Below are 22,667 nucleotides of genomic sequence, written 5' to 3' on the forward strand. Positions count from 1 at the left end.
GCTTACTGGTTTGAATGAATGTAGGTGCAAGGTTTCTTTTAGAAAAGGTGAATTCACATATCATGAATATCTATAAGAAGTTACATCTGCTTACTGTTCTAAGTGGAGTGGCTAGTGGCTTAACTGCACCAATAATTTATATATTTATACTTGATAAAGGTATTGATATTTCCGACCTGGGTATCCTAATCACAGTCGTATCTCTTACAATGGTTCTGTTTGAAGTGCCGCTAGGGTTGTTTGCCGATCGCTATGGTAAGTCTCTGACGTACACGTTGTCTCTAATTTTTAATGTTTTATTCTCCTTTGGGGTTTTTTACTTTAATGATTTTATTTATCTACTCCTGTGTATGATTTTTGCCGGGCTTGCTATGAGTTTGGCTTCAGGAACAATCGAAGCAATGCTCATCAACGGAATAGAGGAGCAAGAAAATAAATCTATTATTGTGCAAAAGAATGTAGCAAATTTAAAAAGTGCCAGAGTGGTTGGAATTGTGATTGGAGCTGTTGTTAGCCTGATTGCGAGTATAATGTACTTATATTACCCTAGCTACTTTACTTCGTTTGACTATATGGAATTTGGATTTATTGCGATGGGAGCCATGTATATCATTCAAATGCCCATAGCGTTAAGTGTAAAAGATGAACCATTCAATCGAAGAGAATCTACATCCCCAACGTTTTTAAGTACATTGTCACATTCAATTGTCAGTGTAAAAAAAGATAAAATAACCAGAACATTAATGCTATCTACATTGCTTTTTGCCATGGGGGTGATAGCGATCGAAAAGTTCTGGCAAATACGTTTATCTGAATTGATTGAAGAGCGTTCTTTACCATGGCTATTTTCAGTTGCATTTATATGTTCAAGCTTAACATCGCTTGCTGGGCATATCCTATCTGTACATATATGTCGTTTCTTTTCAAATAATTTTAATTCTGCGCTCGTTGGTTGTCGATTAGTATGTGGAACAGCATATTTTGCCATTTTTTTGTCAGAATCGATTTTGATGTTTATCATTTGCTTGCTAGTTGTCAACTTTGCATTTTCTGCTTCGCAATCTTTGCTTTCCACTTTACTGCATGAGAATATTGAAAATAGTAGAAGGACCACATTATTATCTTATCTATCCTGTTTTAACCAGGTAGGAGGGATGATAGGCATCGCTGTGATGGCGTTGGTTGTGTCTGGAAATAATATTTCGTATGTATTTATGGCCTCTGGAATTGTTATTATTCTCTCTGCTGGTTTTCACATGAACAGCATTTTTGAAAAAAACTATTGTCCTGAGTAAAATCAATTAAGTTGTGCCGGTTAATGAGGCACAACTTTTCAAGGAATATTACAGTTCTTGATGAAGCACATCCACAACTTCATGTGTACGCTTCAGCCTTTTCACTTTTTCAAAAAGTTCGTGTGCCTGAGGGTACTGAAGTTTTAAGTATCCCAACCATTGCTTGGTACGTGAGGAAAAGTACTTTTCACTCATGCTTTCATCCTGGTGCATGGATGAATGAAGAATGTGGTATACCACTTTTTGCCACACCAGAGGTTGATAATCCTCACCCGCCACATGTGCTTTAATTTTTGCGGCCAGATCAGGTGTTGCCAGGGCTCCGCGACCCAGCATCAGGTTGTTACACCCACTGCGTTGCCTGCAACGCATAGCATCTTCTACCTGCCAAATTTCTCCATTGGCAACGACCGGAATGGTCAGGCGTTCAAGAAGCGGCGGAATTTTCTCCCAATAGGCTGGTGGTTTATAGCCATCGCGTTTGGTACGGGCATGGATCACCAGGCTGGATGCGCCGGCACTTTGCACGGCATCGACGATTTCTGTACTGTTTGAATCGTCATCAAAACCAAGGCGAATTTTGGCGCTGACTTCATGCTCTTGCGGTACTGCCTCGCGCACAGCCCGGATGATCTGATAAATTTGTTCGGGTTCTTTGAGCAGTACAGCGCCGCCTTTGCTCTTATTGACGGTTTTAGCTGGACAGCCAAAGTTCAGATCAACGCCGTGCGATCCCAATTTAACGGCTTTTCTGGCATTGGCCGCCAAGACATGAGGCACTTGTCCAAGTAGCTGGATCCGCACTGGCGTACCTGCTCTGGTCAAGCCGCCATTCAGAAGCTCCGGGCAATAACGGATAAACACACGCCGTGGCAAGGTCAAGTCGACCACGCGGATGAACTCAGTGACACACATGTCGAATCCACCCAGATCGGTCAGTAGTTCGCGCATTTTAAAGTCGACAACGCCCTCCATAGGGGCTAAAAATAGTTTCATTATTACCGCACCAGAAAAAATTCGCGCTATTCTATACGAGAGAAGATGATTTATTAATAGGGAAATGGAGATAAAAATTTCTCAAGTGCTGAAATAAATATCTTCAGTCCGTGGTCTACTAAGCGAATCAACCATTTTTTATTGCTACCGATTGAGAGAGAACAAGATGAAATCAGTTAAGAAAACTAACACACTAGCGATGACATTAGGCGCAGCAGTTGTGACTGCCGCAACCTTCAGTGCACCAGAGGCTGCTGCAAACCCATTTAGCTTTGAGCAAATGACTGCTGGTTATCAGCTAGACGCGGGCGAAGGCAAATGTGGCGAAGGTAAATGCGGCGGCGATGCCAAAGGCAAGAAAGAAGGCAAGTGCGGCGAAGGTAAATGCGGCGGCGATGCCAAAGGCAAAAAAGAGGGTAAGTGCGGCGAAGGTAAATGCGGCGGCGATGCCAAAGGTAAAAAAGAAGGCAAGTGCGGCGAAGGTAAATGCGGCGGCGATGCCAAAGGTAAAAAAGAGGGCAAGTGTGGCGAAGGTAAATGCGGCGGCGATGCCAAAGGTAAAAAAGAAGGCAAGTGTGGCGAAGGTAAATGTGGTGGCCACGCTTAACAGCTGATCAGGCTAAGGAGTGATAATGAATAAACCGTTTGGTATGGTCGGTATGGGTCTGAGGCGCGAGATGTTGGATGATATCCTGGCCTCACCGCCTCAGCAGGTTGACTATTATGAAGTAGCACCTGAAAATTGGATGACGCTCGGTGGCAAGTACGCCGCTCAGTTTTCTGAGCTAACTGCCCGGCATCCTTTTGTTTGCCATGGTTTGTCGTTATCACTCGGATCGCCGGCACCGCTGGATACGCAATTCGTCAGCGATCTGAAAACTTTTTTTGCAACGCACAATATTCGCTGTTACAGCGAACATTTGAGTTACTGCTCGGGCGATGGTCACATGTACGATCTAATGCCTATTCCGTTCACCGAAGAAGCGGTCAAGCATACCGCAGCGCGGATCCGAGAAGTGCAGGACAGACTTGAACGTCGGATAGCCGTGGAGAACGTGTCCTATTACGCGGCACCCGGGCAGCAGTTGTCAGAGCTGGATTTTACTCGGGCTGTGCTTGAAGAGGCCGACTGCGATCTGTTGCTTGATGTGAACAATATTTACGTTAACTCAATTAACCATGGCTATGATGCCAGAGCGTTTTTAGCAGCAATGCCCAGCGAGCGCATCGCTTATGGCCATATTGCCGGGCACTATGTTGAGGCACCAGACCTGCTAGTGGACACCCATGGCGACGCCGTGTGTGATCCGGTTTGGCAATTGCTACAGCAAGCTTATCAAATACACGGTGTATTCCCGACACTGCTGGAGCGTGATTTTAATATTCCACCTATGGCGCAATTGCTGGAGGAGGTCGATCAGATCCATGTTGTGCAAAGTCTGGACAAGTCACAAAGGGGGATAGCCTGATGTCCTTTGAGCAAGTTCAGGCCGAGTTTATGGCCCATATTAAGGACCCTGCAGCGCACCCGGTACCAGCGGGTGTCGAGGACCGGCGCATGCAGGTTTATCGTGATTTATTTTTCAATAATATCGAGGGCTTTGTTGCATCCACCTTTCCGGTACTCAAAAGCCTCTACGATGAACAAACCTGGCTTACGCTGGTGCGCAGCTTCTTTAGTCAGCATGATTGTCAGTCTCCTTACTTTTTAGATATTAGCCGGGAATTTTTGGACTTTTTACAAGAAACATACCCGCCTACACCCGCAGATCCGCCTTTTATGCTTGAGCTTGCGCACTATGAGTGGACAGAACTGGAAGTAGCAATCGCCAAAGAGTGTGAAGCAGAACATCCTATTCCATTGCCTTTGTCTGAGCAATCCGGTTTACATCTGGCACAGGCAGCTCGCAGTGTCAGCTATCAATATCCGGTACATCAAATCAGTGAAGATTATCAGCCCCAGACGACCTCGGGCCCACATTGTTTTATTGTGTATCGGGATCGTGCCTTTGATGTCCAGTTTATCGAAACTAACCCAATGACGGCCTTGTTGCTGCAAAATATTGTTGTTAATCCCGGAATAACCATCAGGGCATTAGCGGCCCAGCTGGCCGAGCAGTTTAGCCAGTTTGACGAACCAACCTTGATTAATGGCGCTGTTCAGACGCTGAGTCAGTTTGTTCGTCTGGGCATATTGGTCGATAAAAAAGCATAATACCCCTTTATCAGCCCTCTAAGTTCGATTATTATGGGCGCCGTTTTGTCGTGCTTAAGCTGAGTGCAGGACAGGCAGCCGAATTTGGGCGGTTTCGTCCAGGGCGCGCTGCCTGCTCACCCAGCGCTTAATAAATAAAGGTAGTAATATGTCTAAAGGTGATTTCAAAGATCCATTCAACGCGAAGTATTTCCTGGCTTTTGTTGCTGTGTTTGCAGGCATTGGTTGTCTGAATGCAATTCTTGGCTGGGCAACGGCGCTGAGCGTTTAATCGCAGCATAACTCCTTCTGTTAAGACAGAATTAAAAAGCCATCCAGACACTGGGTGGTTTTTTTCTATCCGAACATCATGAAATTATCGTAAAATCCACCCTCCTGGCATTTCATGTAATTGCTTTCTTGTTATAATCGAGCTCTTTGATATCAAAACTTATTAAGCATCCGATTATGACACAAGCAAATTTGTCACTGATTAAAGACAGCATCGCGACAGTTCCAAACTATCCGAAAGAAGGGATCATGTTCCGTGATGTAACGACCTTGTTGGCCAACCCGGCAGCGTTTAAAGCAACCATGGACTGCCTGGTTGACGCGTACAAAGATCAAGGTTTTACTAAAATTATTGGTACTGAATCACGCGGCTTTATTTTTGGTGCGCCATTGGCCTACGAACTCGGCTTGCCTTTTATTCCGGTACGTAAGCCTGGTAAGCTTCCGCGCGAAGTGATCAGTCAGTCTTATCAGCTGGAATATGGTGAAGATGTACTGGAGCTGCATGTTGACGCCATTGAAGAGGGCGACAAAGTCCTGTTGGTTGATGACTTACTGGCAACGGGCGGTACTATTGAAGCCACCGCTAAGCTGGTTGAGCGCCTGGGTGGTAAAGCCACCGATGCTGCGTTTGTGATCTCATTGCCAGAGCTGGGCGGCGAAAAGCGCGTGGCAGACATGGGCATTAAAGTGCTGAAACTGGTCGAGTTTGACGGCGAGTAACGCACTATGAGTTATCAGGTTCTGGCGCGTAAATGGCGTCCACAGTCGTTCCACGAAATGATGGGACAGGAGCATGTTAAGCAGGCACTCATCAATGCATTGAATGAGCAGCGACTGCATCATGCCTATCTGTTTACCGGCACGCGGGGCGTGGGCAAAACAACCATTGCGAGGATCTTCGCCAAGAGCCTGAACTGCGAGGTGGGGATCACCTCCACCCCGTGTGGCCAATGTAGTGCGTGTGAAGAGATTGAAGCCGGTAAGTTCATTGATCTTATCGAGATAGATGCTGCATCGCGTACTAAGGTCGAAGACACCAGAGAAATTCTGGACAATGTGCAATATGCGCCAACGCGTGGTCGCTACAAAGTGTACCTGATTGACGAAGTGCACATGTTGTCCAAGCACAGTTTTAATGCTTTGCTGAAAACCCTGGAAGAGCCGCCGGAACATGTTAAGTTCCTGCTGGCGACCACAGATCCGCAAAAATTACCGATCACCATATTATCGCGCTGTTTGCAGTTTAACCTTAATGCCATGGCGCAGAGCCAGATAGTAACCCAGCTGGCGCAGATTTTGCCCCAGGAGTCTGTCAACTTCGAACAGACGGCACTGGAAGTCCTGGCCAAGGCAGCAGACGGCAGTATGCGTGATGCACTGAGCCTTACCGATCAGGCTATTGCACAAACGAATGGTGAGCTGAATTTACCGGCTGTGCAACAAATGCTTGGCCTGATGGACAGCAGCCATGCCGTATTACTGATGGCCGCCGTGCTATCGCAAGACGGTGAAACCCTGTTGGCAGAAGTGGCCGATATTGCGTTGAAAAATGGCAACTTCGCCAGCGTGCTGGATGATCTGATCAGCCTGCTGCATCTGGTACAGCTTACGCAGTTAGTGCCTCAGGCCGCCAATTTTGGCCAGTTCGAGGCTGAGCAGGTAAAAACACTGGCTCAGCAGCTAACACCGCAGGACACTCAGTTTATGTACCAGTTGCTGCTTGCGGGTAAAAAAGACTTAAGCTGGGCACCTGAACCCAGGCTTGGTTTTGAAATGATCATGCTGAGACTACTGGCGTTCGAGCGTGCCGATTTTTCTCAGGCCGCTGGTCCGACGCCTGCGGGACCTGCAAAGGATCAGGGTAAAGTCGGCAAGCTGCGGGATATGTTAAGTGCTAAACAGCGTGGTCCTCAGGCTCAACTCAGCACGCCTGCACCTGAGCGCCAGGATCCCGTGGCACAACATCAGGCAAAGACCTCTGAGCCACAGCCCGTGCCACAGCAAAGTGCAGAAGTAGCAGCACAGCAAAGCCCCGCGCCTGCACAGCAGCCAAATGCACAAGCAGCTCCACAGCAAGCTTACGCGCCTGAGCAACCTGGACAGCAGCCAAATGCACAAGCTGCTCCTCAGCAAGCTTATACGCCTGAGCAACCTGGACAGCAGCCAAATGCACAAGCTGCTCCTCAGCAAGCTTATACGCCTGAGCAACCTGCACAGCAGCCAAATGCACAAGCTGCTCCTCAGCAAGCTTACACGCCTGAGCAACCTGTACAGCAAACTGCGCCACAGCAGCCGATACCATCAGCTGAGCAGATGAATGCGGAACCGGCACATACGGCGCTGCCTCAGCAATCACCGGAAGATGTCTCGATTGAACAACAATATCAGGACATCATGGCGCAGGCCGAATCACAGGGGTATGAGCAACATCAGAGCGGATCTGCGCATCAGCCAGTGCCCACTGTGCAGCAAAATAGTGCGCCCCAGCAGGAGACACAAGCACCAGAGCACACGCCAGTGCAACAGCTGGCGCAAAAGCAGCAACAGGCTCAATCGGCCATTGCCCGCATTTTACAAAACCGGCAGATCTCCGGGGCAGGCAGGTTGCTGGGAGGAGAGGGCGAAGCAAAAAAGTCTGAGCCGCAACAGGGAGCTGGCACGGTGCCCGGCGCTGTTGCGTCAGGCAGAAGATTGCCACACACCCCGCTTGCAGATGATAGCCAACAAAGCGCACAGCATTTGGCTCAACCACAAGAGCAGATCCCTGAGCAACCGCAGCAAGTTTTCCAGCCTGCTGCAGTGCAGCGCAAAGCCAAAAAGCCCGAAATGGCAGAGCGCTTTAAAAAAGATGAAAGCAAGCTGGCACCTGAACTGCTTGAACAGTTAGCACCGCAAGCGCCGGGTGAACAGGAAACTCAGGAAACAACTCTGGATATTCCTGCACCAGAGAACTTTGTCAGCCCAATCAGTGACATTAAATTCGCCCACCAAAAAGATGATTGGGCACAGATGATTGAACAAATGCAACTGGGTGGTCGGGTCAGGCAGTTTGCGTTGCATGCCATGTTCAACCAGCAAGGTCAGCATTGTACTTTGCAGGTAGAGCAGAGCCAGCAACATCTGGATTCCAGTATGCTCAGAGAAAAATTGCACGAAAGCTTGGCTGAGCAACTCAATGAGCCGGTAGAGCTCAATATTGAATTTGTTGACGTAGTGAACAACACGCCATTTCTTATCCAGCAGGATATTGATCAGCAGAGATACCTGCAGGCGGTTGATGCGGTCAATAACGATCCCGTGATCCAGGCCTTTGCCCGTGAGTTTGAGGCCTCGGTAGACGAAAAATCGGTAAGGGCATTGTAATTGCGCAAGTAAGCCCTTATCTTGTATCCCATAGAATTTTAATTTTGAAGTGTAAGAGAGCAGACTATGTTTAAAGGTGGAATGGGCAATATCATGAAGCAGGCGCAGCAAATGCAAGAGCGCATGGAAAAAGCCCAGGAAGAGATTAAAAACCTCGAAGTCGTTGGCGAAGCAGGCGCAGGCCTGGTTAAAGTCACTATGCTGGGCAGCCACAACGTGCGCCGCGTAGAGATCGACGAAAGCCTGATGGAAGACGACAAAGACATGATCGAAGACTTGCTGGCAGCAGCGGTCAATGACGCTGTACGCCGTGTAGGTGAAGAGTCGCAAAAGCGCATGTCAGAAGTCACCGGCGGTATGCAGATGCCACCAGGCTTTAAGATGCCTTTCTAATTGAAAGTTAGAGAAAATAGCGCCTGATGGCGCTATTTTTTTGCTTAAAACCAGACTGTTTCCAACAGCAAAATAGCAAGGACATAAATGAGTAAGCGTGCGCTGGTTTTTCCAGCCAATTTTAAGCTGGTTTTATATGCAATGGCGGCGATGGTTGTGGTGCAGCTGTTGGGGAGCGTGATTGGCTTGCCGGTGGGTCGACTCGGGATCATCCCGCATAATGAGTATTACCTGAGTGGCATTCTCACCGCGCCTTTTGTGCATGGCAGCTGGGGTCACTTAATGAGTAACTTGATTGGCCTCACTATCAGTGGTTATCTGGCCGCGAGGTTACCCAAGTTTAAAAGAGCCACTTTGCTAATCCTGGTTGCGACCGGGCTACTCGTGTGGCTGTTTGCCGGCTCTGGCAATCATATTGGCGCATCTGGCCTGGTCATGGGATATTTTGGCCTGTTACTGGGCGCTGCGCTGTTCAACCGTGATGTGCTTGGCATCGTGAGCTTTATTGCCTTATTGATACTCACTTATTATGCCAACATCAGCTTTTTAGCGACTTTGCTCGATTTCTCAGCGCAGACCAGCAGCTCAAGCCATATCTTTGGTTTTATTAGCGGACTGGGCGCAGCTTATTTGACAAAGACAAGTCGCAAAAGGAGTTTTAAATGTTGAGAGTGAGTCTTGTCACACTGTTTCTATTAATATCATCAGTGGCCAATGCCGCTAGTTTTACTGTCGTGGAAATGCCCAAGTCGAAGTACCTTGCAAAAACACCAAAGATCACGGTGGCATTACCCGCTTCATATTCCTCAAATTCGAGCAAAAGGTACCCGGTGCTTTACCTGCTTGATGGTGAACTGAATGGTGAATTAGTTCATGGCATGTTGCAAAGGCTGCACGCATCAAACGGGTCTTACGAACATATAATTGTTGGCATAACCAGTCAAAATCGAATAAAGGATTTTGCACCAACAGTAAATCAGGATCCGAGAGGACCTGTTGGCGAAGGGGGTGGGGGAGATGCTTTCTTAGATTTCATTGAAAAAGAGCTTATGCCAACCATTGCTGAAGATTACCGCACGGGTCAATTCAATTCGCTTGCCGGGCACTCTATCGCGGGCTTATTAGTGCTCCATAGCTTTCAGTCTCGACCTGCATTATTTCAAAGCTTTTTAGCATTCAGCCCCGCTGTTTGGTGGGGCGCGCGTGAAACCGCCGAAGCAACCAAGAAATATGTGTCATCACAAAGACGGGTGCAAAACTACCTCTATATGAATATAGGAAGCGAAGGCGGCGAAATGCGCGAGGTTTATGATTCCCTGGCAGGCACAATATTAAGAAATCGTCACTTAGACGCAAAACTGCAGCTAGACGAGTTTGATGATGAGTCGCACGATTTTACACTGGCCGTTGGCTTATATAATGCGTTAAAAGGGCTGTTTCAGTACCAACAGCAGCAAGAAGGGAAATAACTATGTATGAATATTTAGTCGGGTTAGCGGTTTCAGATGATGAAGTGTACGCCCAATATCGCGCTGCGATGACGCCTATTTTGCACGTTTATCAGGGCGGGTTTGGGTTCGACTTTATCGTCAGTGAAGTACTGCAATCTGAAACGGATAAACCAATCAACCGGGTCTTTACTATCCAGTTTCCAAGTAAAGAAATGTCTGAGCGTTTTTTCTCAGACGAAGACTACTTGCAGGTAAAGGTGCGCTATTTTGATGCGTCGGTTGCGCACACCACAATTATTTCTAGCTATGAAAAGCACAATTGAAGTGTGCACATTGTCAATCATAAGAATAAATGAATAAGAGCAAGAGTATGATGTTCAGGCAAATAGTCAAAGCAACAACAGGTTTGAACAAGTCAATGTCGTGTTTACCCGCAACTGATATACGAAATAGTGGCCTTGATGTGGGCGTACTGACTAATGACTCGAGCTCTGAGATTTAGGGTTTGACTTTAGAGGTTTTGTAGAGAGTTACAGCAGTATTTTGGCTCTTCTGTTGTAATTGGATCAGATTACTGTAATGGAATAATTAGTGAGGTTTAGGTTATTCTCTTACGGTAACTAATCTAGATGGATAACTGAGCAGCAATACTTGCACTTTATGTTAAGAAAAAAAGGAGAAGAAAGTGAAGGAATCGATTTTCGTAATGTTGTTTTTCAGTGGTTTGTCACATGCTGAGATATTTAAGTGCGTCGAAAATGGACGGGTTAAATATCAAGATAGACCATGCACCAAAGCTGAGGTGCAGTTAGAGACGAACCTCAATAACAATAGTGTTTTTGGAAAAAGTTACTACAAGAAGTGTGCTTTAGAAACGCTAAAAGACGGCATGCGGCTTTTTGTAGCGCCTCATGTACCTAATAAAATGGTGTGTGGGCAGCCATCGGGTGTTACAAAAGAGGCCATTTTAAAGCACATTCCAAATGGGCGTATTTTGCCTGACTCCCCGAGTGAAAACATTATATCTCTTCAGTGGGAAACAAGTAGAGGGTATAAATACCGAATGGAGTATTTTAAAAATGATGGCTTTATTCATAATGCGGTACTGTTTCCACCCGATAAGATTAAGAGCTCCACTGGTACATATATAAACCGCTCAAATGATTTAGATTCAGCAATTTTAAATATGTGCAAGAGTCAATGGCCTGGTGAGTATAGGCAGCAAGAATATTGTGTAAAGAAACAAACTGAAGCTGCTATGCGTATCGGTGCTAGATTGAACGATTATGAAGGTGGCACTGTAGAAAAGAGTATTTTCAACAGCTGTATGAAGAAATGGAGGAAAGGTAAGGGCTTATTGTCGATTGATTACAGGCAAGCTGATTATTGTATTAAAAAGGAAGTTGAATCATATCATAACCTAAAATGACAAGCATGTGTGCGGCTCTGGTGAGGGAATCTAAATTTGTGTAGCTGACTGAACATTCTGATAACGGTCAGTTACTACCTATTTTAAGCACTTCTCAGGGGTAATAAATTATCGATTGTCGTTGCTCTAAATTTACTACAGCCACTCACAAATCAGGCAGCCTTTGATGTTGCGAAAAGGGGTCAAAACCGTAGAAGTTTCTCCAAGGCTTTGTTTATAGCTGTTTTACCACACGGATTCTACATTCCACCTAAGAAGCGTAACGCCGAAAATGGCCACACAAGCGGCCATTCTCGCTCAGCCTCAACGGCTAACTCACGGTGTGTTTTACTACCAATATACTTTGGTTACTTTGAGTCTTCCGCCATCGTTTTCACACATAGCCCCCAAATTTGGGATATAAGTCTGCGAAATTTTAAACCACAATTGAACCTGGTTGCTATCGAGGCATTGGAAGTGATAGTAGCGAAAGTTTCCCGGGTCGATGCCCCGGGCTGGAGCTGTGGCACTGAGTGTCAACATACCCGCTGCAATGGCAAAGAGTGTTATAAGCTTTTTCATGTTAGTTTCCTTCATATATTATTTTGATCCCTCCACAGGCAATGACCTTCTTTGTGTTTTAATGTCATTGAATGTGAACAAGTTTAATATTATGTGATCCATCCTGTGCCTGTCTATGTTTTGCTCAAATTACAAACCAGTCAAATCACTATGTAGCTACATCCTTATGATATAAAAGAGGTTGTTCTTATGGGGTATCTGACAGGCCCATTGTCTTGCTGCAATAAAATAGGGCGTATCGTTTGCAATATGATTCATTTTTAGGTACGTTTAATTAGCACTAAATATACAAACTTTATTTAGCTAGTGCAGAACAATAAGAAAAGCCTTAACCGTCATCTAAGCTGTACCTGGACCAAGGAGGAAGAGGATGTTTGAGTTTTATGCAGCGTTATTAGGCCTGATAGCAACCGTATGGATCACATTCGGTGTTTATATTGCAGGTCGGTTTTATCCTAACTACGATCACATCAATCAATTTTGCAGTGAACTGGGGGCTGCGGGCAGCCCCACTCAGAAGCTGTCTCCCTGGATTAACAATTATCCACTGAGTGTGATGTTTGTTGTCTTTGGCTGGCACGTTACTCAGTTGCCAGATGCCAGTATTGCGTTTTATATCACGGGCATCTTGATCATGTTTCATGGTATTGGGACCTGGTTTGCGGGTTATTTTCCGATGGACAAAGACCCTTACACGCCTACACCCAGCAAACAGTGTTTGATCCACTCAACCGCAGGCTCTGTTGTCATGTTAACCTTAATGCTTGCACCTGTGTTTGTGGCCATCAGCCCGGATTCAGAGCTGGTTGCCCCCTGGTTTCGTGTTTTTTCTGTCCTGACGGTACTTGCCTCGATGTTTTTCACCGTTAAGTTAGTCTCGGCATTTAAAATCAAACGGGGTGCGGGCTTGTACCAGCGCTTATCCTACTGGACTCAGCTCGTCTGGTTGAGCGTATTCTCTTTAGTGTTAGTGTAATGAGTATGGCCCGCGGGGAGTCGCGGGCTGTGAGCTTACCTGTTGTATTAAGGCTTCAGCGCCTCAACAATTAAGAAATCGCCTTCATGACTGTGGTGCCGCGTGTGTGATAATTGTACGAAACCGCTGTTTTGCAGGAGTGATTTTAGGCCATCAAGGGCCTTCAGGTTGGCGTGTACTTCCAGGCTGCCCTCTGTCGGGGCATTCAGATCCTCACACAGCCAGATCTTACCACCAGGCTTGAGCGCCGAAAAAACCAATGCCATTGATTTATCGGGGTTTTGCCAGTGATGCACCGAAAACGCGGCGACGACCAAATCTTGGGTATTATCAGAGACATCCAGCGCTTCGGCGCCCGCTGCAAAAAATTGCAGCTGAGCATTGCTCAGTCCGGCTTTATCCTGTCGCTCTTTTGCCAGCGCTATCATTTTGGGTGTTGGATCGAGTGCTGTTACGCGTACATGCTGCGCCGATTGTGCCAGACATACGCTCAGATATCCGCCGCCACAGCCAAGCTCAACAATATTGAAACCAGGTTGTACACCCGCAAGTTGTGGGATCTGCTGGTGGAAATTCAGCTCGCCCCATTGCTCGTCATAGCTGCTTGCATGTTCATCATTCCAGTGGCTCATAAGTGTTCCTCTTGTAAATGGTATGGTGTCAGTATGCAGCTAAGATGCAGAGCAGGGCAGAGCCCAGGTTATCTTAAAATCGGCTTATTTTAAGATTTGAGTATTGCGCGCAGTTTGTAACGTAAGAAATATTTACAGACACTTTTTTAGTCCACATTTTGTCGAATTCCGTATTAACTAAAGAGACTAATAACACGGACTATGGATACGACGATGAGAAAGCTTTTGATGGTGCTGGCATTACTGACAATGACCGGCTGTTCAACAAAATTTATCTACAAAAACGCTGACTGGCTCAGCTACTGGTATCTTGATGATTATATATCACTGACCGATGAACAGGAGGAGCAGTTTGACACACGTCTGGGCGCCTGGCTTGCGTGGCATAAAACACAGGAGCTGACGCGCTACGCCGAGCAGCTCACTGCGCTGAAATCAGACATAGAAAACAACAAAATTACTCTGGTGCGCATTGAATATCATCAGGCGCAGATGCTGGCGCACTGGCATCGTTTACGCGCAAAAGTGGTTCCGGACCTGGTTGAAATGGCCCCGATGCTGAGCGAGGCGCAAGCCAGCGAACTGTTCGATGCACTTGCTGAGGGAGAAGCTGAGCGGGCAGAAAAGCGCTCAAAGCGTTCTGAGCAGAAAAAACATAAACGCTGGTTAAAAGAGCGTAAGAAAAACCTTAAGCGCTGGATAGGCAGGTTGTCTGCTGAGCAGGAATCGCGCATTGCGCAACTGTACGACCAGCAAAGTAGCACAGCAGATTTATGGTCGGACTATCGCACACGTTATCAGGGAGCACTCAGAGCCTTGTTTGCTCAGCCAGAGCGCGGTGATGCCTTTAAAGCCAGGCTGTCTGAATTGCTGATGGCACCGGAGCAGTTCCGCTCTGAGCAGCTCAATCAGGTCAATGAACAAAACCGCAAAGCCAATCATCAGTATTTGCTGGATGTGTATCAAAGCCTCAGCGACAAACAGAAAAAACGTCTGATATCTGAGCTGGAAGAGGTGATTGAAGACATTGAGTCGTTAGCACAAGACGACTGATACATGCCTGTTTACAGTGATGCAGGGACGCATTCTGCCAGCAGCATGACTTTTTAGTGACATCACCCAGTGGTGTTTGCACCACATGTGATTGCCGCCTAGACTTGCCTGGTTGTCCGCACCACGTCAACACACCACCTACACTTAGTTTCATTTCAAAACAGGCAAGACACACTGCACTTTAAGAAGGAATCAATAAATGCGATGTTCTTTAGTATTTCAAATGATGTTTTTCATTTTTCTCTGTGATTTGGTCCAGGCATCACCGGCTTTAGAGGTGATCGAAGAAAGCGATACCCGGTGGCAATATTCGGGCTTTTGGAAAAATAGCGCACAGGGGCAGTATGGTAGTGGCGGCGCTTATATGGTTGGTAAAGCTGCTCACAACGGGACGCAGGATCAAGGAGAAGCCTACTTAGACCTGACTGCTTATGTACAGTCTGGCTCGGTCAATTTGGCACTGTGCTATGTTCAGCACTCCAACCGATATCGCTCGACCCAGGCTGTTGCTTCAGTTCATTACAGCGAAGGTAGCAAACACCCGGTGCAGTTTTCTCAGGTCGGCACTGTGAATACACAAGCTTGTTATGATCTGGGGTCACATACAGGCGTTGTCGGGTTATCGGTGTCAAATCAGACCGCCGATGCGCAATGGGTGTCGCTGGACCAAGTGCGTATCCAGGCGGCGCAAACACCGCCTGCAGAGCCAAAATTCAACAGCCAGTACACTCAGGCCGACATAGTGCCTACTTTACCACTGGGCACAACGCTTGCGCGCGATATGGTTATTCGCGCAAGTGACTTGGGTGTCGAAGCCCTGACCATGGAGAGTAACTACGGCCTGGCCATTGCGATACTGGACGACCTGGATCAAAATGGTATACCTGAGCTGCTTGTGACAGGTAAGCACAAGTCTGCTAATCACACTCAGGGCCACTTCTTTATACTCTATCTGGACGCATCGGGTGCTGTGAGCCGGGTCCAGTCTGTGGATGAACTCATGCTCAAAGATAGCGGCTTTACGGCGGGGTTCGATGCACGCTACCTGAAGCGGGTCGGCGACTTTGATGGCAATGGCACCACGGATGTGGTTATGGCTGAAAATGGCACCACTTTGAATCCGTCCGGACGCTTTCGGGTTGTGCTTTTTGACACAAAGCTCGAAAACGATCAGCTTTCATATTCTGTAAAGCGTAGCCTGGAATACTCTAACGCCGCAGGTAACTTGCCCGTTGTGCTGACGTCAAAAGCGACATTTGGAGTATCGCCTCATCCGATTGGCGATATCGATCAGAACGGTACGCTGGACTTTCTGACTCTGGCCGTAGACACCGACGGCGACCTGCGCCGTTCAATGGGCCGCTCGCAAGCAGAGAATCTGTATATGGCGCTAAAAATTGGCAACAATGGCGATGTGCACAGTATCAACAATCTATTTTCGCCATTCGGTGGTGCTCCTATTATTGCCGGGTATATGAACAATGATACTCTGCCGGATATGGTTGGGCCTGCCCGAGAATTGAACGCTATTACTTTTCATATTGCGCAGGGTAATTATACCTCCTTTGCTTCTTTCACAACGCACCCCATTACCGTGAATGGGGGTAAGCCATTTCGTGCGGTAACATTTATTCCCGTAGGTGATGCCAATGGCGATGGCTATGTTGACATTGTTTTGTCGGGCTATGAGGTCGGTCAGAGCCCACGTTCTGATATTCGCGGGTTGGTGTTGCTTGACCAACATTATCAGCCATTGGGTGATTTAATCCCCCTGATGGCAGAAGATGAATATCCTGACTTTGGACGGGCAGTCTATAGTGCCCAATCAACATTCGCGGATATGGACGGAGATGGTGACTTAGATATGGTGATAGGGCATATACATGACCCCGACGGGCCATCTTTACACGTTCGTTATTACGAGTAAAACAGACAGCATGGGGGTTGCCCCATGCTGTCTAAATACGGTGTTAATCTAACAGAGTCAGTGCGGTGACGTTACGCACACCAGGCTGGCTCATATAGTCATTTTTCACACCAGTCACACGCAGCTTTTTGCCCAGCAAACTCGGGTTCAGCTGTGGGCTGTATGTCGCGCGCTGTGATGATTCCAGCTTGATGTACAGCTTGTTGCCGGGCGCGTTAGGATCGCTCAGCTCAAGTGCATAAATGTTGTTGATGGCTGAGGTAATGGTGCCCGCTACCACAACCGGTGTACCATTGCTTTTGGCCAGCACTTCACTGACCGTCATATCCAGATTTGGATCCGGGTCTGGTGAGGTGGCAGATGCCTTAGCAATCTCAGATACGTTACGGATCCCAGGCTGACTCATGTACGAGTCGCGCTTACCGGTGATCACCAAGGTCTCATCCAGAATGCTGGGGTTCAGCTGCGGGCTGAACTCGGCGCGCTGGCTGGATTCAAGTTTGATGTTGATAGTCGTGCTGTCATCAGATAAGTCTGACAGAACCAAAGCATAAATGCTGTTCAGCGGAGCTTTGACCTTACCGGTTAAGGTGATGGTTTCGCCCTGAGCCGTTGCCAGTGCCTGAGTTACCGAGAGTGCGCTGGGCGCGATAACCAAATCCGTAACGTAACGGATCCCGGCTTCACCCATGTAGCTATTACGCTTGCCGGTTACCAACAGCGTTTTGCCGAGAATTTCCGGGTTTAACTGCGGGTTGAAATCGGCGCGCTGATTGGACTCCAGTTTCACATTGATGCTTACAGCCGGGTTATTTAAGTCGGTCAGTAGCAGACCATAGATACCGTTTACGGCATCCGTTACTTTACCCTGAACAACCAGCTCAGTACCGGTGGCAGCAGCCAGCGCGTCGGCGACTGATACTGCAGTACCTGGTGTTGGATCCGGATCAGGGTCTGGGTCTACCTGGCCCTGGCCATAGGGTGCATTGAACGAGTTGTCTTTATAGGTGTCTGTATCCCAAGGGTTAAAGCCATTGCTGGGGTTGCTCCAGGGTTGTCCATTGTTGGGATCGAACATTTCCTCTGAGGTCATGGGCACGGGCGTAACACGACCCGGCGTGCGGCCATTGGCACCATCAAAGTGGGTGTAGCTTTCAGGGGTCGCCAGCCAGTTAATGATGTTCACTGATAACACAGAGGCATGACCTGGATCTGTCCAGCCCGGATAGGTTTTCTTGGTATTGCCATTGTCCTGACGACGGTACTTAGGCGTGGCGTCTTCAATGGGGGAAGAATCACCAATAAAAGCCGCTTTACCGGCACCAGATTTCGCGATGGCAACGTAAGGACCTTCTGCTTCACCACCAAAGTACAGGCCCGAATCTTTAGCGTGTCGCCATTTAGTCGGGTTGTCTGTTTCGGCAAAATACACCAGGCCTTTGGCTTTTTGACCGTCCACAATCGCCAGTGTTGCACCGGCTGCCATCAGAATAGGGGCGACGCCCTGAGTCAGACCTTCGGTTTGAGAAGCCGGCTCTACACCGCTGACCCCTTGCTTATAGTCCACGCCGTTAAAGCGAAAACGAATGCCGAAGTTTTCAACCAGCCAGCCCTGTTGTGCGCTTTTCGGGTTGCGCCAGTCACCATAGGCACCGCCCAGGTTGTACTTGCTCAGATCGGAGCGGTTGTAACCGTTGAATACCTCTGTTGCATCCCAGGTATTGAGGTTGCGATCCGCATCGTAATGGTCAGCGATAAAGAAAATGCCTTTACCCGCAGCGACAAAGGTTTCCAGTGCTTGTTGCTCTGCCAGCGTAAATGGACGATTGGTTTCAGCCAGGACAAATACGTCGGCATGTTTAATGGCATCATAGGTAATGATGGCTTCGTTTGCCTGAGTTGAAATGTCGCGGTCGTCATAAAAGCGGATTTTACCGTCGTTGTTTAAATCAACGCCGCGATACTCTTCAACGCGATACCCTTCAGTAACCAGGGCATCGGCAAAGTCAGAAAACGCGCCGTCAATTACCCAGTCAGCATTTCCTTCAACGCCACCGTGTGAGACATCAAAAAGTACGGTTTTGCCATTGCTTTGTTGTGCACTCGGTACTTTGACCGGTGCGGTGTTGTTCCAGTTATAAGGTGTTGCCGCTTGCAGTGCTGTTGCACCCAGTGCAAGCGCGACACCAAGGCCTAAGACTGTGAGTTTAGTTAGTTTCATCATCAATTCCCGTTGTGGATATCAACCTGCCTGACTGCTTTTGCTATATGAGCGTATTTACTCTGTGAGTAAATGGGGGCGAACAGGCACTGCTCGCTGCAAAGCCAAGTTTCCCTGGCAAACACACAATCCTTTGGCCTCAAAAATGGCACAGTCAGTGCAATAGGTTGATAGGATAGTGCCGCATACTGCCTGTGATTGCGGCGCGATATAAAAGCCACGCAATTGCGTGGCTTTTAATCTGTTTATCGCTCTGACACTCAGTTCGCTGGCTGGGTCAGGTCGATTTGATAGATTGCAAAACCATCATCAGTGGTTTTGTTTAAAGGTGTGATGTGGGCAAAGCGCGCACTGAATGCGGCGGCTTTGTCCGACGGTGAGCTGTAAAATACAACATTAGCACCGGCCACAGGTGCAAATGACCAGTTGCTATCTGCGCTTGGATCCATACCGGTCTCTTTGTTTTTGCTTGACTGAAGTGCAATGTAGTCAGCAACAACCTGACGGTTTTCGTTAGGAGAATCGACTACGATTTTCTCGCCTGAGATCCCCGGGAAGTTACCGCCACCCGAAGCACGATAGTTATTGGTTGCAACCAGGAACACTTGCTCGTCGGTTACCGGCTCGCCCTGATAGGTGAGAGCTTTAATGCGGTTGCCGTCAGAAACCTTATTACCTTTGGTGTCGTAACGGGCAGGCTCGGTCACATCAATCTGGTAGCTCACGCCATCCAGTACATCAAAGTTATAAGAAGGGAAGTTGGTGTTAACCAGTACCTGAACTTCCTCAGTGTTGGGCGTAATTTGGTTAAATTGACCGGCCGACATTTCCAGCCATTGTTTAACCTCTGCGCCATTCAGTTTCAGCACTTTTAATACATTCGGATAAATATACAGGTCGGCCACGTTACGGTAGGCAATGTCACCTTTTTCTACGGCTGTAAAGTCATCCGGACCACCACGACCTGCTCTGAACGGGGCGCCCGCAGACAGCACAGGTAGATCACCCAACTCAGTGCCCTGAACAATTGTCTGTGTGTACCAAAGCTGAGCGTCGGTAACTATCTGGATAGACGGGTCGTCATTAACGAGCGCAAAGTAGCTGTTTACTTCATCCGAGATCTTAGCAAATGGCTCGTTAACCCAGGTTTTGGTTTCTTCATGTGCGCTTAAAGCCGCTTTTTCGACCTGTGCATCGTTAATCGCCAAAGATGTAACAGTGCGGTCTTCGTTGGTGACAGAAATTGGCTGTAAGGTCGACTGGGTGTCTTTCACCTGCCAGCCATCTTTGCCGTATTCCAGCGTCATGTCGATGATACCCAGGTTATTACCCCAGAAGCCCGGCATAACCGCGGCAACGCCATTGATGGTGCCTTTTTCATTATCTACGCCATGCTCTTCAAGCCCGGCATATCGCGGTCCCGGGAAGTTGGCGTGGGCATGGCCAAACATAATGGCATCAATGCCGTCGACTTTGGACAGGTAGTAGCTGGCGTTTTCGGCCAGCGGTTTTTTCTCTGCCGTTTCCAGTCCGGAGTGCGGAATGGCGATGATGATGTCTGCACCGGCTGCTTTCATCTTAGGCACATAGTGCTCGGCCATATCGACAATGTCTTTGGCAATAACTTTGCCTTCGAGATTAGCTTTGTCCCACTGCATAATCTGCGGTGGCACAAAACCGATGTATCCGATTTTCAGCGTTTGTGCGTCACCATTTTTATCAACAACCTGCTTCTCTTGGATAACGTAAGGCTTGAACAGTGACAAATCGTTGCTTGGGTCATTGTCGCCATCGTCAACAAATACGTTGGCTGAGATATAAGGGAATTTAGCGTCGTCTATGGCTTCGTCTAAAAACTCCAGACCAAAGTTAAATTCATGGTTGCCGATGTTGGCAACATCGTATTCCAGGGTGTTCATCGCCTCATATATCGGGTGTACGTCACCGTCTTCCAGGCCTTTGATTTTAGCCATGTAGTCGCCAAGTGGGCTGCCCTGGATAAGATCACCGTTGTCGACCAGTACGGAGTTTTTCACCGCGTCACGTGCCTGACGGATCAGAGTTGCTGTTTTGACCAGACCAACCTTGTTGTCTTCTTTATTCGAGAAATAGTTGAAGTTCATCAGGTTGGCATGCAAGTCCGTGGTTTCCATCACGCGCAACTCAAGCAGGGTGCCTGGGGCGATCACAGGCTCCTCAGGTTGCTTGTCATCATCGGTCGGTTGCTTATCGTCGGTCGGCTGTTTATCGTCAGCTGGTTGCTTATCGTCAGTCGGTTGTTTGTCGTCTGCTGGCTGTTTGCCATCATCCGATTGCTGCTCCTTTGCGGGTGTTTTGAATTCGATCTCATTATCGCTATCAGAACAACCGGTGAGTAAAGCGGCACTGCCGCAAAGCATTGCGAATGTTAGTAATTTTAATTTCATAGTCCTGGCTCTGTAATTGTTTCAGGGGCAGTACTATAGAAACCAAAAAAGACAAAGAGGCTAAAAATTCATGGCATCTCTGTGCAATATATATGGCTAGAACATGACTTTGTTCTTTGTGTTAACATCTTGGAAAACAGGCAATTTAAAATTGTATTGCTATGAAAAGTAAAGGTTTAATGACTTTGGTAAGCGCACATGTATGACTCTTTGTGAAATAACATTATTGATTTTTGCGCGCTTGAGACAAACTTGAAAAAGTGCCAGTTCTTAGCTGGTGGGGGCTTTGCAGCGGACAAAATGTCTAATCAATGGTTATTTTGCCGCTGTCATTATTGAATATTTGGTATGAGTATAAATATTCCCGCGCTGCGCAATTATTTTTTGTTAGCCTGATAAAGCTGATCAATGCCTGGAATATTGCGCTCCCAGCGCGGCTTTTGCTCTCCGATATAATGCCGTGCCGCATCCAGAAAGAGCCGGGTTCTGACCGGTAAATCTCGGTGCGGATAAACCGCATATACTGCACTATAGTCTGGCAGGTTGACGTGCGTCAGCAAAGGCACCAGCTGCTCGGTATCTACTCCGTCGGCAAAGAAAAAGGCCGGCGCGGTAAAAAACGCGGTGTGCGATAGTACTTTGCTCATCAGGGCTTCGGCATCATTGGAGCGAAACACTGGCGTAATGGGCTGCTCCTGTGGCTTGCCATCTTCGTCGATATAGCTGATTGCCTCAAAGCGCAGGTGTGAGCTGCTGTATGATGCGGCGGGTAAGTCTGCCAGATCGGCCATGGTTTTTGGCTCGCCGTATGTATCAATAAAGCGTTGGGTTGCCAGGATCAGCATTTTATTGCGGGCAATCTTTCGGGCCACCAGGGAGGAGTCGCGGGGTTCACCAACCCGAAAGGCCAGATCATAGCCTTCCGAGATCATATCCACGACCCTATCATCCATACGTATCTCAACACTGACCTGAGGAAAGCGTTTCTGGAAATCGTTGATGACCGGCATCAGGTAATGTTGGCCGATATAGCTCGATGCGGTAATGCGCAATAAGCCCCTGGGCTCCTGGTGATAGTTTTCCGCCAGTTGCACCGTATCCTGTAACAGCAGGCGTAAATCTGCGGCCTTTTTTACCATTTCGGCACCGGCTGCGGTCAGCGAAAATGATCGGGTAGTGCGGTTGAGCAGTCGCACGCCCAGCTCTTCTTCAAGCTTACCTATCTGTTTGGAGATCACTGAACGGTCTATATTTCTCAGTTCAGCTGCCTTAGAAAACGACCCCTGCTCAACGACTTCGAGCAACATAATCAACCGGCTGGTGGTATCCATAATCTGTCCTTTCAACACAAAGAAAAGTTTATTGGTGCCATTCTGGCACTAATGTTTTTAAAAAACTACCATTTTTCTTCACGGTAATTCTTCGTACCATCATAGCAACTCATACTGTCGGAGAA

Annotated in this window: 21 protein-coding genes; 15 read left to right on the forward strand and 6 right to left on the reverse strand. The window is 47.7% G+C overall.

The genetic code is table 11. The features are described from left to right. The first annotated feature begins 14 nt into the window (after positions 1 to 14). On the forward strand, positions 15 to 1,295 hold the full coding sequence (locus tag TW77_RS18105) for an MFS transporter (RefSeq protein ID WP_082078968.1): 1,281 nt from the start codon (positions 15 to 17) through the stop codon (positions 1,293 to 1,295). Between the two features lie 48 nt (positions 1,296 to 1,343). Here TW77_RS18105 and TW77_RS18110 read toward each other — a convergent pair whose 3' ends face one another. Next, positions 1,344 to 2,291, reverse strand: a complete 948-nt coding sequence (locus TW77_RS18110; RefSeq protein WP_046006389.1) for a tRNA-dihydrouridine synthase — start codon at positions 2,289 to 2,291, stop codon at positions 1,344 to 1,346. A gap of 166 nt (positions 2,292 to 2,457) precedes the next feature. Here TW77_RS18110 and TW77_RS18115 point away from each other — a divergent pair, with 166 nt between their 5' ends. From TW77_RS18115 to TW77_RS18160, 11 genes are all read left to right on the forward strand, one after another. Then, complete coding sequence (locus TW77_RS18115; protein ID WP_046006390.1) at positions 2,458 to 2,898, forward strand: HvfA family oxazolone/thioamide-modified RiPP metallophore; 441 nt, start codon at positions 2,458 to 2,460, stop codon at positions 2,896 to 2,898. Between the two features lie 25 nt (positions 2,899 to 2,923). Beyond that, positions 2,924 to 3,760: an HvfB family MNIO-type RiPP peptide maturase gene (locus tag TW77_RS18120; RefSeq protein ID WP_046006391.1), complete on the forward strand. Its 837-nt coding sequence runs from the start codon at positions 2,924 to 2,926 to the stop codon at positions 3,758 to 3,760. Next, the gene (locus TW77_RS18125; RefSeq protein WP_046006392.1) at positions 3,760 to 4,506 is read left to right on the forward strand and encodes an HvfC family RiPP maturation protein; all 747 of its coding nucleotides are present in this window, start codon (positions 3,760 to 3,762) and stop codon (positions 4,504 to 4,506) included. The genes TW77_RS18120 and TW77_RS18125 overlap by 1 nt, the downstream gene beginning before the upstream one ends. Before the next feature lie 148 nt (positions 4,507 to 4,654). Continuing rightward, positions 4,655 to 4,777, forward strand: a complete 123-nt coding sequence (locus tag TW77_RS25985) for a hypothetical protein (RefSeq protein ID WP_268835989.1) — start codon at positions 4,655 to 4,657, stop codon at positions 4,775 to 4,777. A 176-nt stretch (positions 4,778 to 4,953) separates the two neighbouring features. Next, entirely contained in the window at positions 4,954 to 5,499 is a 546-nt protein-coding gene (gene apt, locus TW77_RS18130; RefSeq protein WP_046006393.1) for an adenine phosphoribosyltransferase, read from the forward strand. A 6-nt stretch (positions 5,500 to 5,505) separates the two neighbouring features. Next, a complete protein-coding gene (dnaX, locus tag TW77_RS18135) occupies positions 5,506 to 8,142 on the forward strand; it encodes a DNA polymerase III subunit gamma/tau (protein ID WP_046006394.1) in 2,637 nt (878 codons plus the stop codon). Between the two features lie 66 nt (positions 8,143 to 8,208). Then, positions 8,209 to 8,535, forward strand: coding sequence for a YbaB/EbfC family nucleoid-associated protein (locus tag TW77_RS18140; protein WP_010381780.1), 327 nt, complete (start codon positions 8,209 to 8,211; stop codon positions 8,533 to 8,535). 87 nt (positions 8,536 to 8,622) lie between these two features. After that, entirely contained in the window at positions 8,623 to 9,204 is a 582-nt protein-coding gene (locus tag TW77_RS18145; protein ID WP_046006395.1) for a rhomboid family intramembrane serine protease, read from the forward strand. Continuing rightward, positions 9,198 to 10,004 (forward strand): alpha/beta hydrolase, encoded by an 807-nt coding sequence (locus TW77_RS18150; RefSeq protein WP_082078969.1) that lies wholly within the window; start codon positions 9,198 to 9,200, stop codon positions 10,002 to 10,004. The genes TW77_RS18145 and TW77_RS18150 overlap by 7 nt, the downstream gene beginning before the upstream one ends. A gap of 2 nt (positions 10,005 to 10,006) precedes the next feature. Next, positions 10,007 to 10,309, forward strand: coding sequence for a DUF1330 domain-containing protein (locus TW77_RS18155; protein ID WP_046006396.1), 303 nt, complete (start codon positions 10,007 to 10,009; stop codon positions 10,307 to 10,309). Between the two features lie 362 nt (positions 10,310 to 10,671). Next, positions 10,672 to 11,415 (forward strand): DUF4124 domain-containing protein, encoded by a 744-nt coding sequence (locus TW77_RS18160; protein ID WP_046006397.1) that lies wholly within the window; start codon positions 10,672 to 10,674, stop codon positions 11,413 to 11,415. Between the two features lie 330 nt (positions 11,416 to 11,745). On the opposite strand, the gene TW77_RS18165 is transcribed toward TW77_RS18160, so the two are convergent. Then, positions 11,746 to 11,976: a hypothetical protein gene (locus TW77_RS18165; RefSeq protein ID WP_046006398.1), complete on the reverse strand. Its 231-nt coding sequence runs from the start codon at positions 11,974 to 11,976 to the stop codon at positions 11,746 to 11,748. Between the two features lie 370 nt (positions 11,977 to 12,346). Here TW77_RS18165 and TW77_RS18170 point away from each other — a divergent pair, with 370 nt between their 5' ends. Then, on the forward strand, positions 12,347 to 12,952 hold the full coding sequence (locus TW77_RS18170) for a DUF998 domain-containing protein (protein WP_046006399.1): 606 nt from the start codon (positions 12,347 to 12,349) through the stop codon (positions 12,950 to 12,952). Between the two features lie 47 nt (positions 12,953 to 12,999). Here the strand turns inward: TW77_RS18170 and TW77_RS18175 are convergent, their stop codons facing one another. Then, positions 13,000 to 13,584: a class I SAM-dependent methyltransferase gene (locus TW77_RS18175; RefSeq protein WP_046006400.1), complete on the reverse strand. Its 585-nt coding sequence runs from the start codon at positions 13,582 to 13,584 to the stop codon at positions 13,000 to 13,002. A 213-nt stretch (positions 13,585 to 13,797) separates the two neighbouring features. On the opposite strand from TW77_RS18175, the gene TW77_RS18180 reads away from it, so the two are divergent. Both TW77_RS18180 and TW77_RS18190 read left to right on the forward strand, forming a co-directional pair. Further along, positions 13,798 to 14,637: a DUF6279 family lipoprotein gene (locus TW77_RS18180; protein WP_046006401.1), complete on the forward strand. Its 840-nt coding sequence runs from the start codon at positions 13,798 to 13,800 to the stop codon at positions 14,635 to 14,637. A 223-nt stretch (positions 14,638 to 14,860) separates the two neighbouring features. Beyond that, positions 14,861 to 16,564, forward strand: a complete 1,704-nt coding sequence (locus TW77_RS18190) for a hypothetical protein (RefSeq protein WP_052713260.1) — start codon at positions 14,861 to 14,863, stop codon at positions 16,562 to 16,564. A gap of 43 nt (positions 16,565 to 16,607) precedes the next feature. Here TW77_RS18190 and TW77_RS18195 read toward each other — a convergent pair whose 3' ends face one another. The 3 genes from TW77_RS18195 to TW77_RS18205 all read right to left on the reverse strand — a co-directional run bounded on the left by TW77_RS18195 (position 16,608) and on the right by TW77_RS18205 (position 22,542). Beyond that, positions 16,608 to 18,788 carry a DUF6359 domain-containing protein gene (locus tag TW77_RS18195; protein WP_164488168.1) on the reverse strand — a complete coding sequence of 727 codons (2,181 nt, stop codon included), beginning with the start codon at positions 18,786 to 18,788 and terminating at the stop codon, positions 16,608 to 16,610. 257 nt (positions 18,789 to 19,045) lie between these two features. Next, on the reverse strand, positions 19,046 to 21,211 hold the full coding sequence (locus TW77_RS18200; protein ID WP_046006405.1) for a bifunctional 2',3'-cyclic-nucleotide 2'-phosphodiesterase/3'-nucleotidase: 2,166 nt from the start codon (positions 21,209 to 21,211) through the stop codon (positions 19,046 to 19,048). Between the two features lie 377 nt (positions 21,212 to 21,588). Continuing rightward, positions 21,589 to 22,542, reverse strand: coding sequence for a LysR substrate-binding domain-containing protein (locus TW77_RS18205; RefSeq protein ID WP_046006406.1), 954 nt, complete (start codon positions 22,540 to 22,542; stop codon positions 21,589 to 21,591). Positions 22,543 to 22,667: the final 125 nt, after the last annotated feature.

The organism is Pseudoalteromonas rubra, assembly GCF_000967655.1.
GTDB lineage: Bacteria > Pseudomonadota > Gammaproteobacteria > Enterobacterales > Alteromonadaceae > Pseudoalteromonas > Pseudoalteromonas rubra_A.

Coding starts and splice junctions, on each gene's coding strand:
- TW77_RS18190 (WP_052713260.1), top strand. CDS start 14,861: ATGATGTTTTTCATTTTTCTCTGTGATTTGGTCCAGGCATCACCGGCT.
- TW77_RS18200 (WP_046006405.1), bottom strand. CDS start 21,211: ATGAAATTAAAATTACTAACATTCGCAATGCTTTGCGGCAGTGCCGCT.
- TW77_RS18205 (WP_046006406.1), bottom strand. CDS start 22,542: ATGGATACCACCAGCCGGTTGATTATGTTGCTCGAAGTCGTTGAGCAG.
- TW77_RS18115 (WP_046006390.1), top strand. CDS start 2,458: ATGAAATCAGTTAAGAAAACTAACACACTAGCGATGACATTAGGCGCA.
- TW77_RS25985 (WP_268835989.1), top strand. CDS start 4,655: ATGTCTAAAGGTGATTTCAAAGATCCATTCAACGCGAAGTATTTCCTG.
- TW77_RS18150 (WP_082078969.1), top strand. CDS start 9,198: ATGTTGAGAGTGAGTCTTGTCACACTGTTTCTATTAATATCATCAGTG.
- TW77_RS18120 (WP_046006391.1), top strand. CDS start 2,924: ATGAATAAACCGTTTGGTATGGTCGGTATGGGTCTGAGGCGCGAGATG.
- TW77_RS18155 (WP_046006396.1), top strand. CDS start 10,007: ATGTATGAATATTTAGTCGGGTTAGCGGTTTCAGATGATGAAGTGTAC.
- TW77_RS18105 (WP_082078968.1), top strand. CDS start 15: ATGAATGTAGGTGCAAGGTTTCTTTTAGAAAAGGTGAATTCACATATC.
- TW77_RS18140 (WP_010381780.1), top strand. CDS start 8,209: ATGTTTAAAGGTGGAATGGGCAATATCATGAAGCAGGCGCAGCAAATG.
- TW77_RS18180 (WP_046006401.1), top strand. CDS start 13,798: ATGAGAAAGCTTTTGATGGTGCTGGCATTACTGACAATGACCGGCTGT.
- apt (WP_046006393.1), top strand. CDS start 4,954: ATGACACAAGCAAATTTGTCACTGATTAAAGACAGCATCGCGACAGTT.
- TW77_RS18110 (WP_046006389.1), bottom strand. CDS start 2,291: ATGAAACTATTTTTAGCCCCTATGGAGGGCGTTGTCGACTTTAAAATG.
- TW77_RS18145 (WP_046006395.1), top strand. CDS start 8,623: ATGAGTAAGCGTGCGCTGGTTTTTCCAGCCAATTTTAAGCTGGTTTTA.
- dnaX (WP_046006394.1), top strand. CDS start 5,506: ATGAGTTATCAGGTTCTGGCGCGTAAATGGCGTCCACAGTCGTTCCAC.
- TW77_RS18170 (WP_046006399.1), top strand. CDS start 12,347: ATGTTTGAGTTTTATGCAGCGTTATTAGGCCTGATAGCAACCGTATGG.
- TW77_RS18165 (WP_046006398.1), bottom strand. CDS start 11,976: ATGAAAAAGCTTATAACACTCTTTGCCATTGCAGCGGGTATGTTGACA.
- TW77_RS18125 (WP_046006392.1), top strand. CDS start 3,760: ATGTCCTTTGAGCAAGTTCAGGCCGAGTTTATGGCCCATATTAAGGAC.
- TW77_RS18175 (WP_046006400.1), bottom strand. CDS start 13,584: ATGAGCCACTGGAATGATGAACATGCAAGCAGCTATGACGAGCAATGG.
- TW77_RS18195 (WP_164488168.1), bottom strand. CDS start 18,788: ATGATGAAACTAACTAAACTCACAGTCTTAGGCCTTGGTGTCGCGCTT.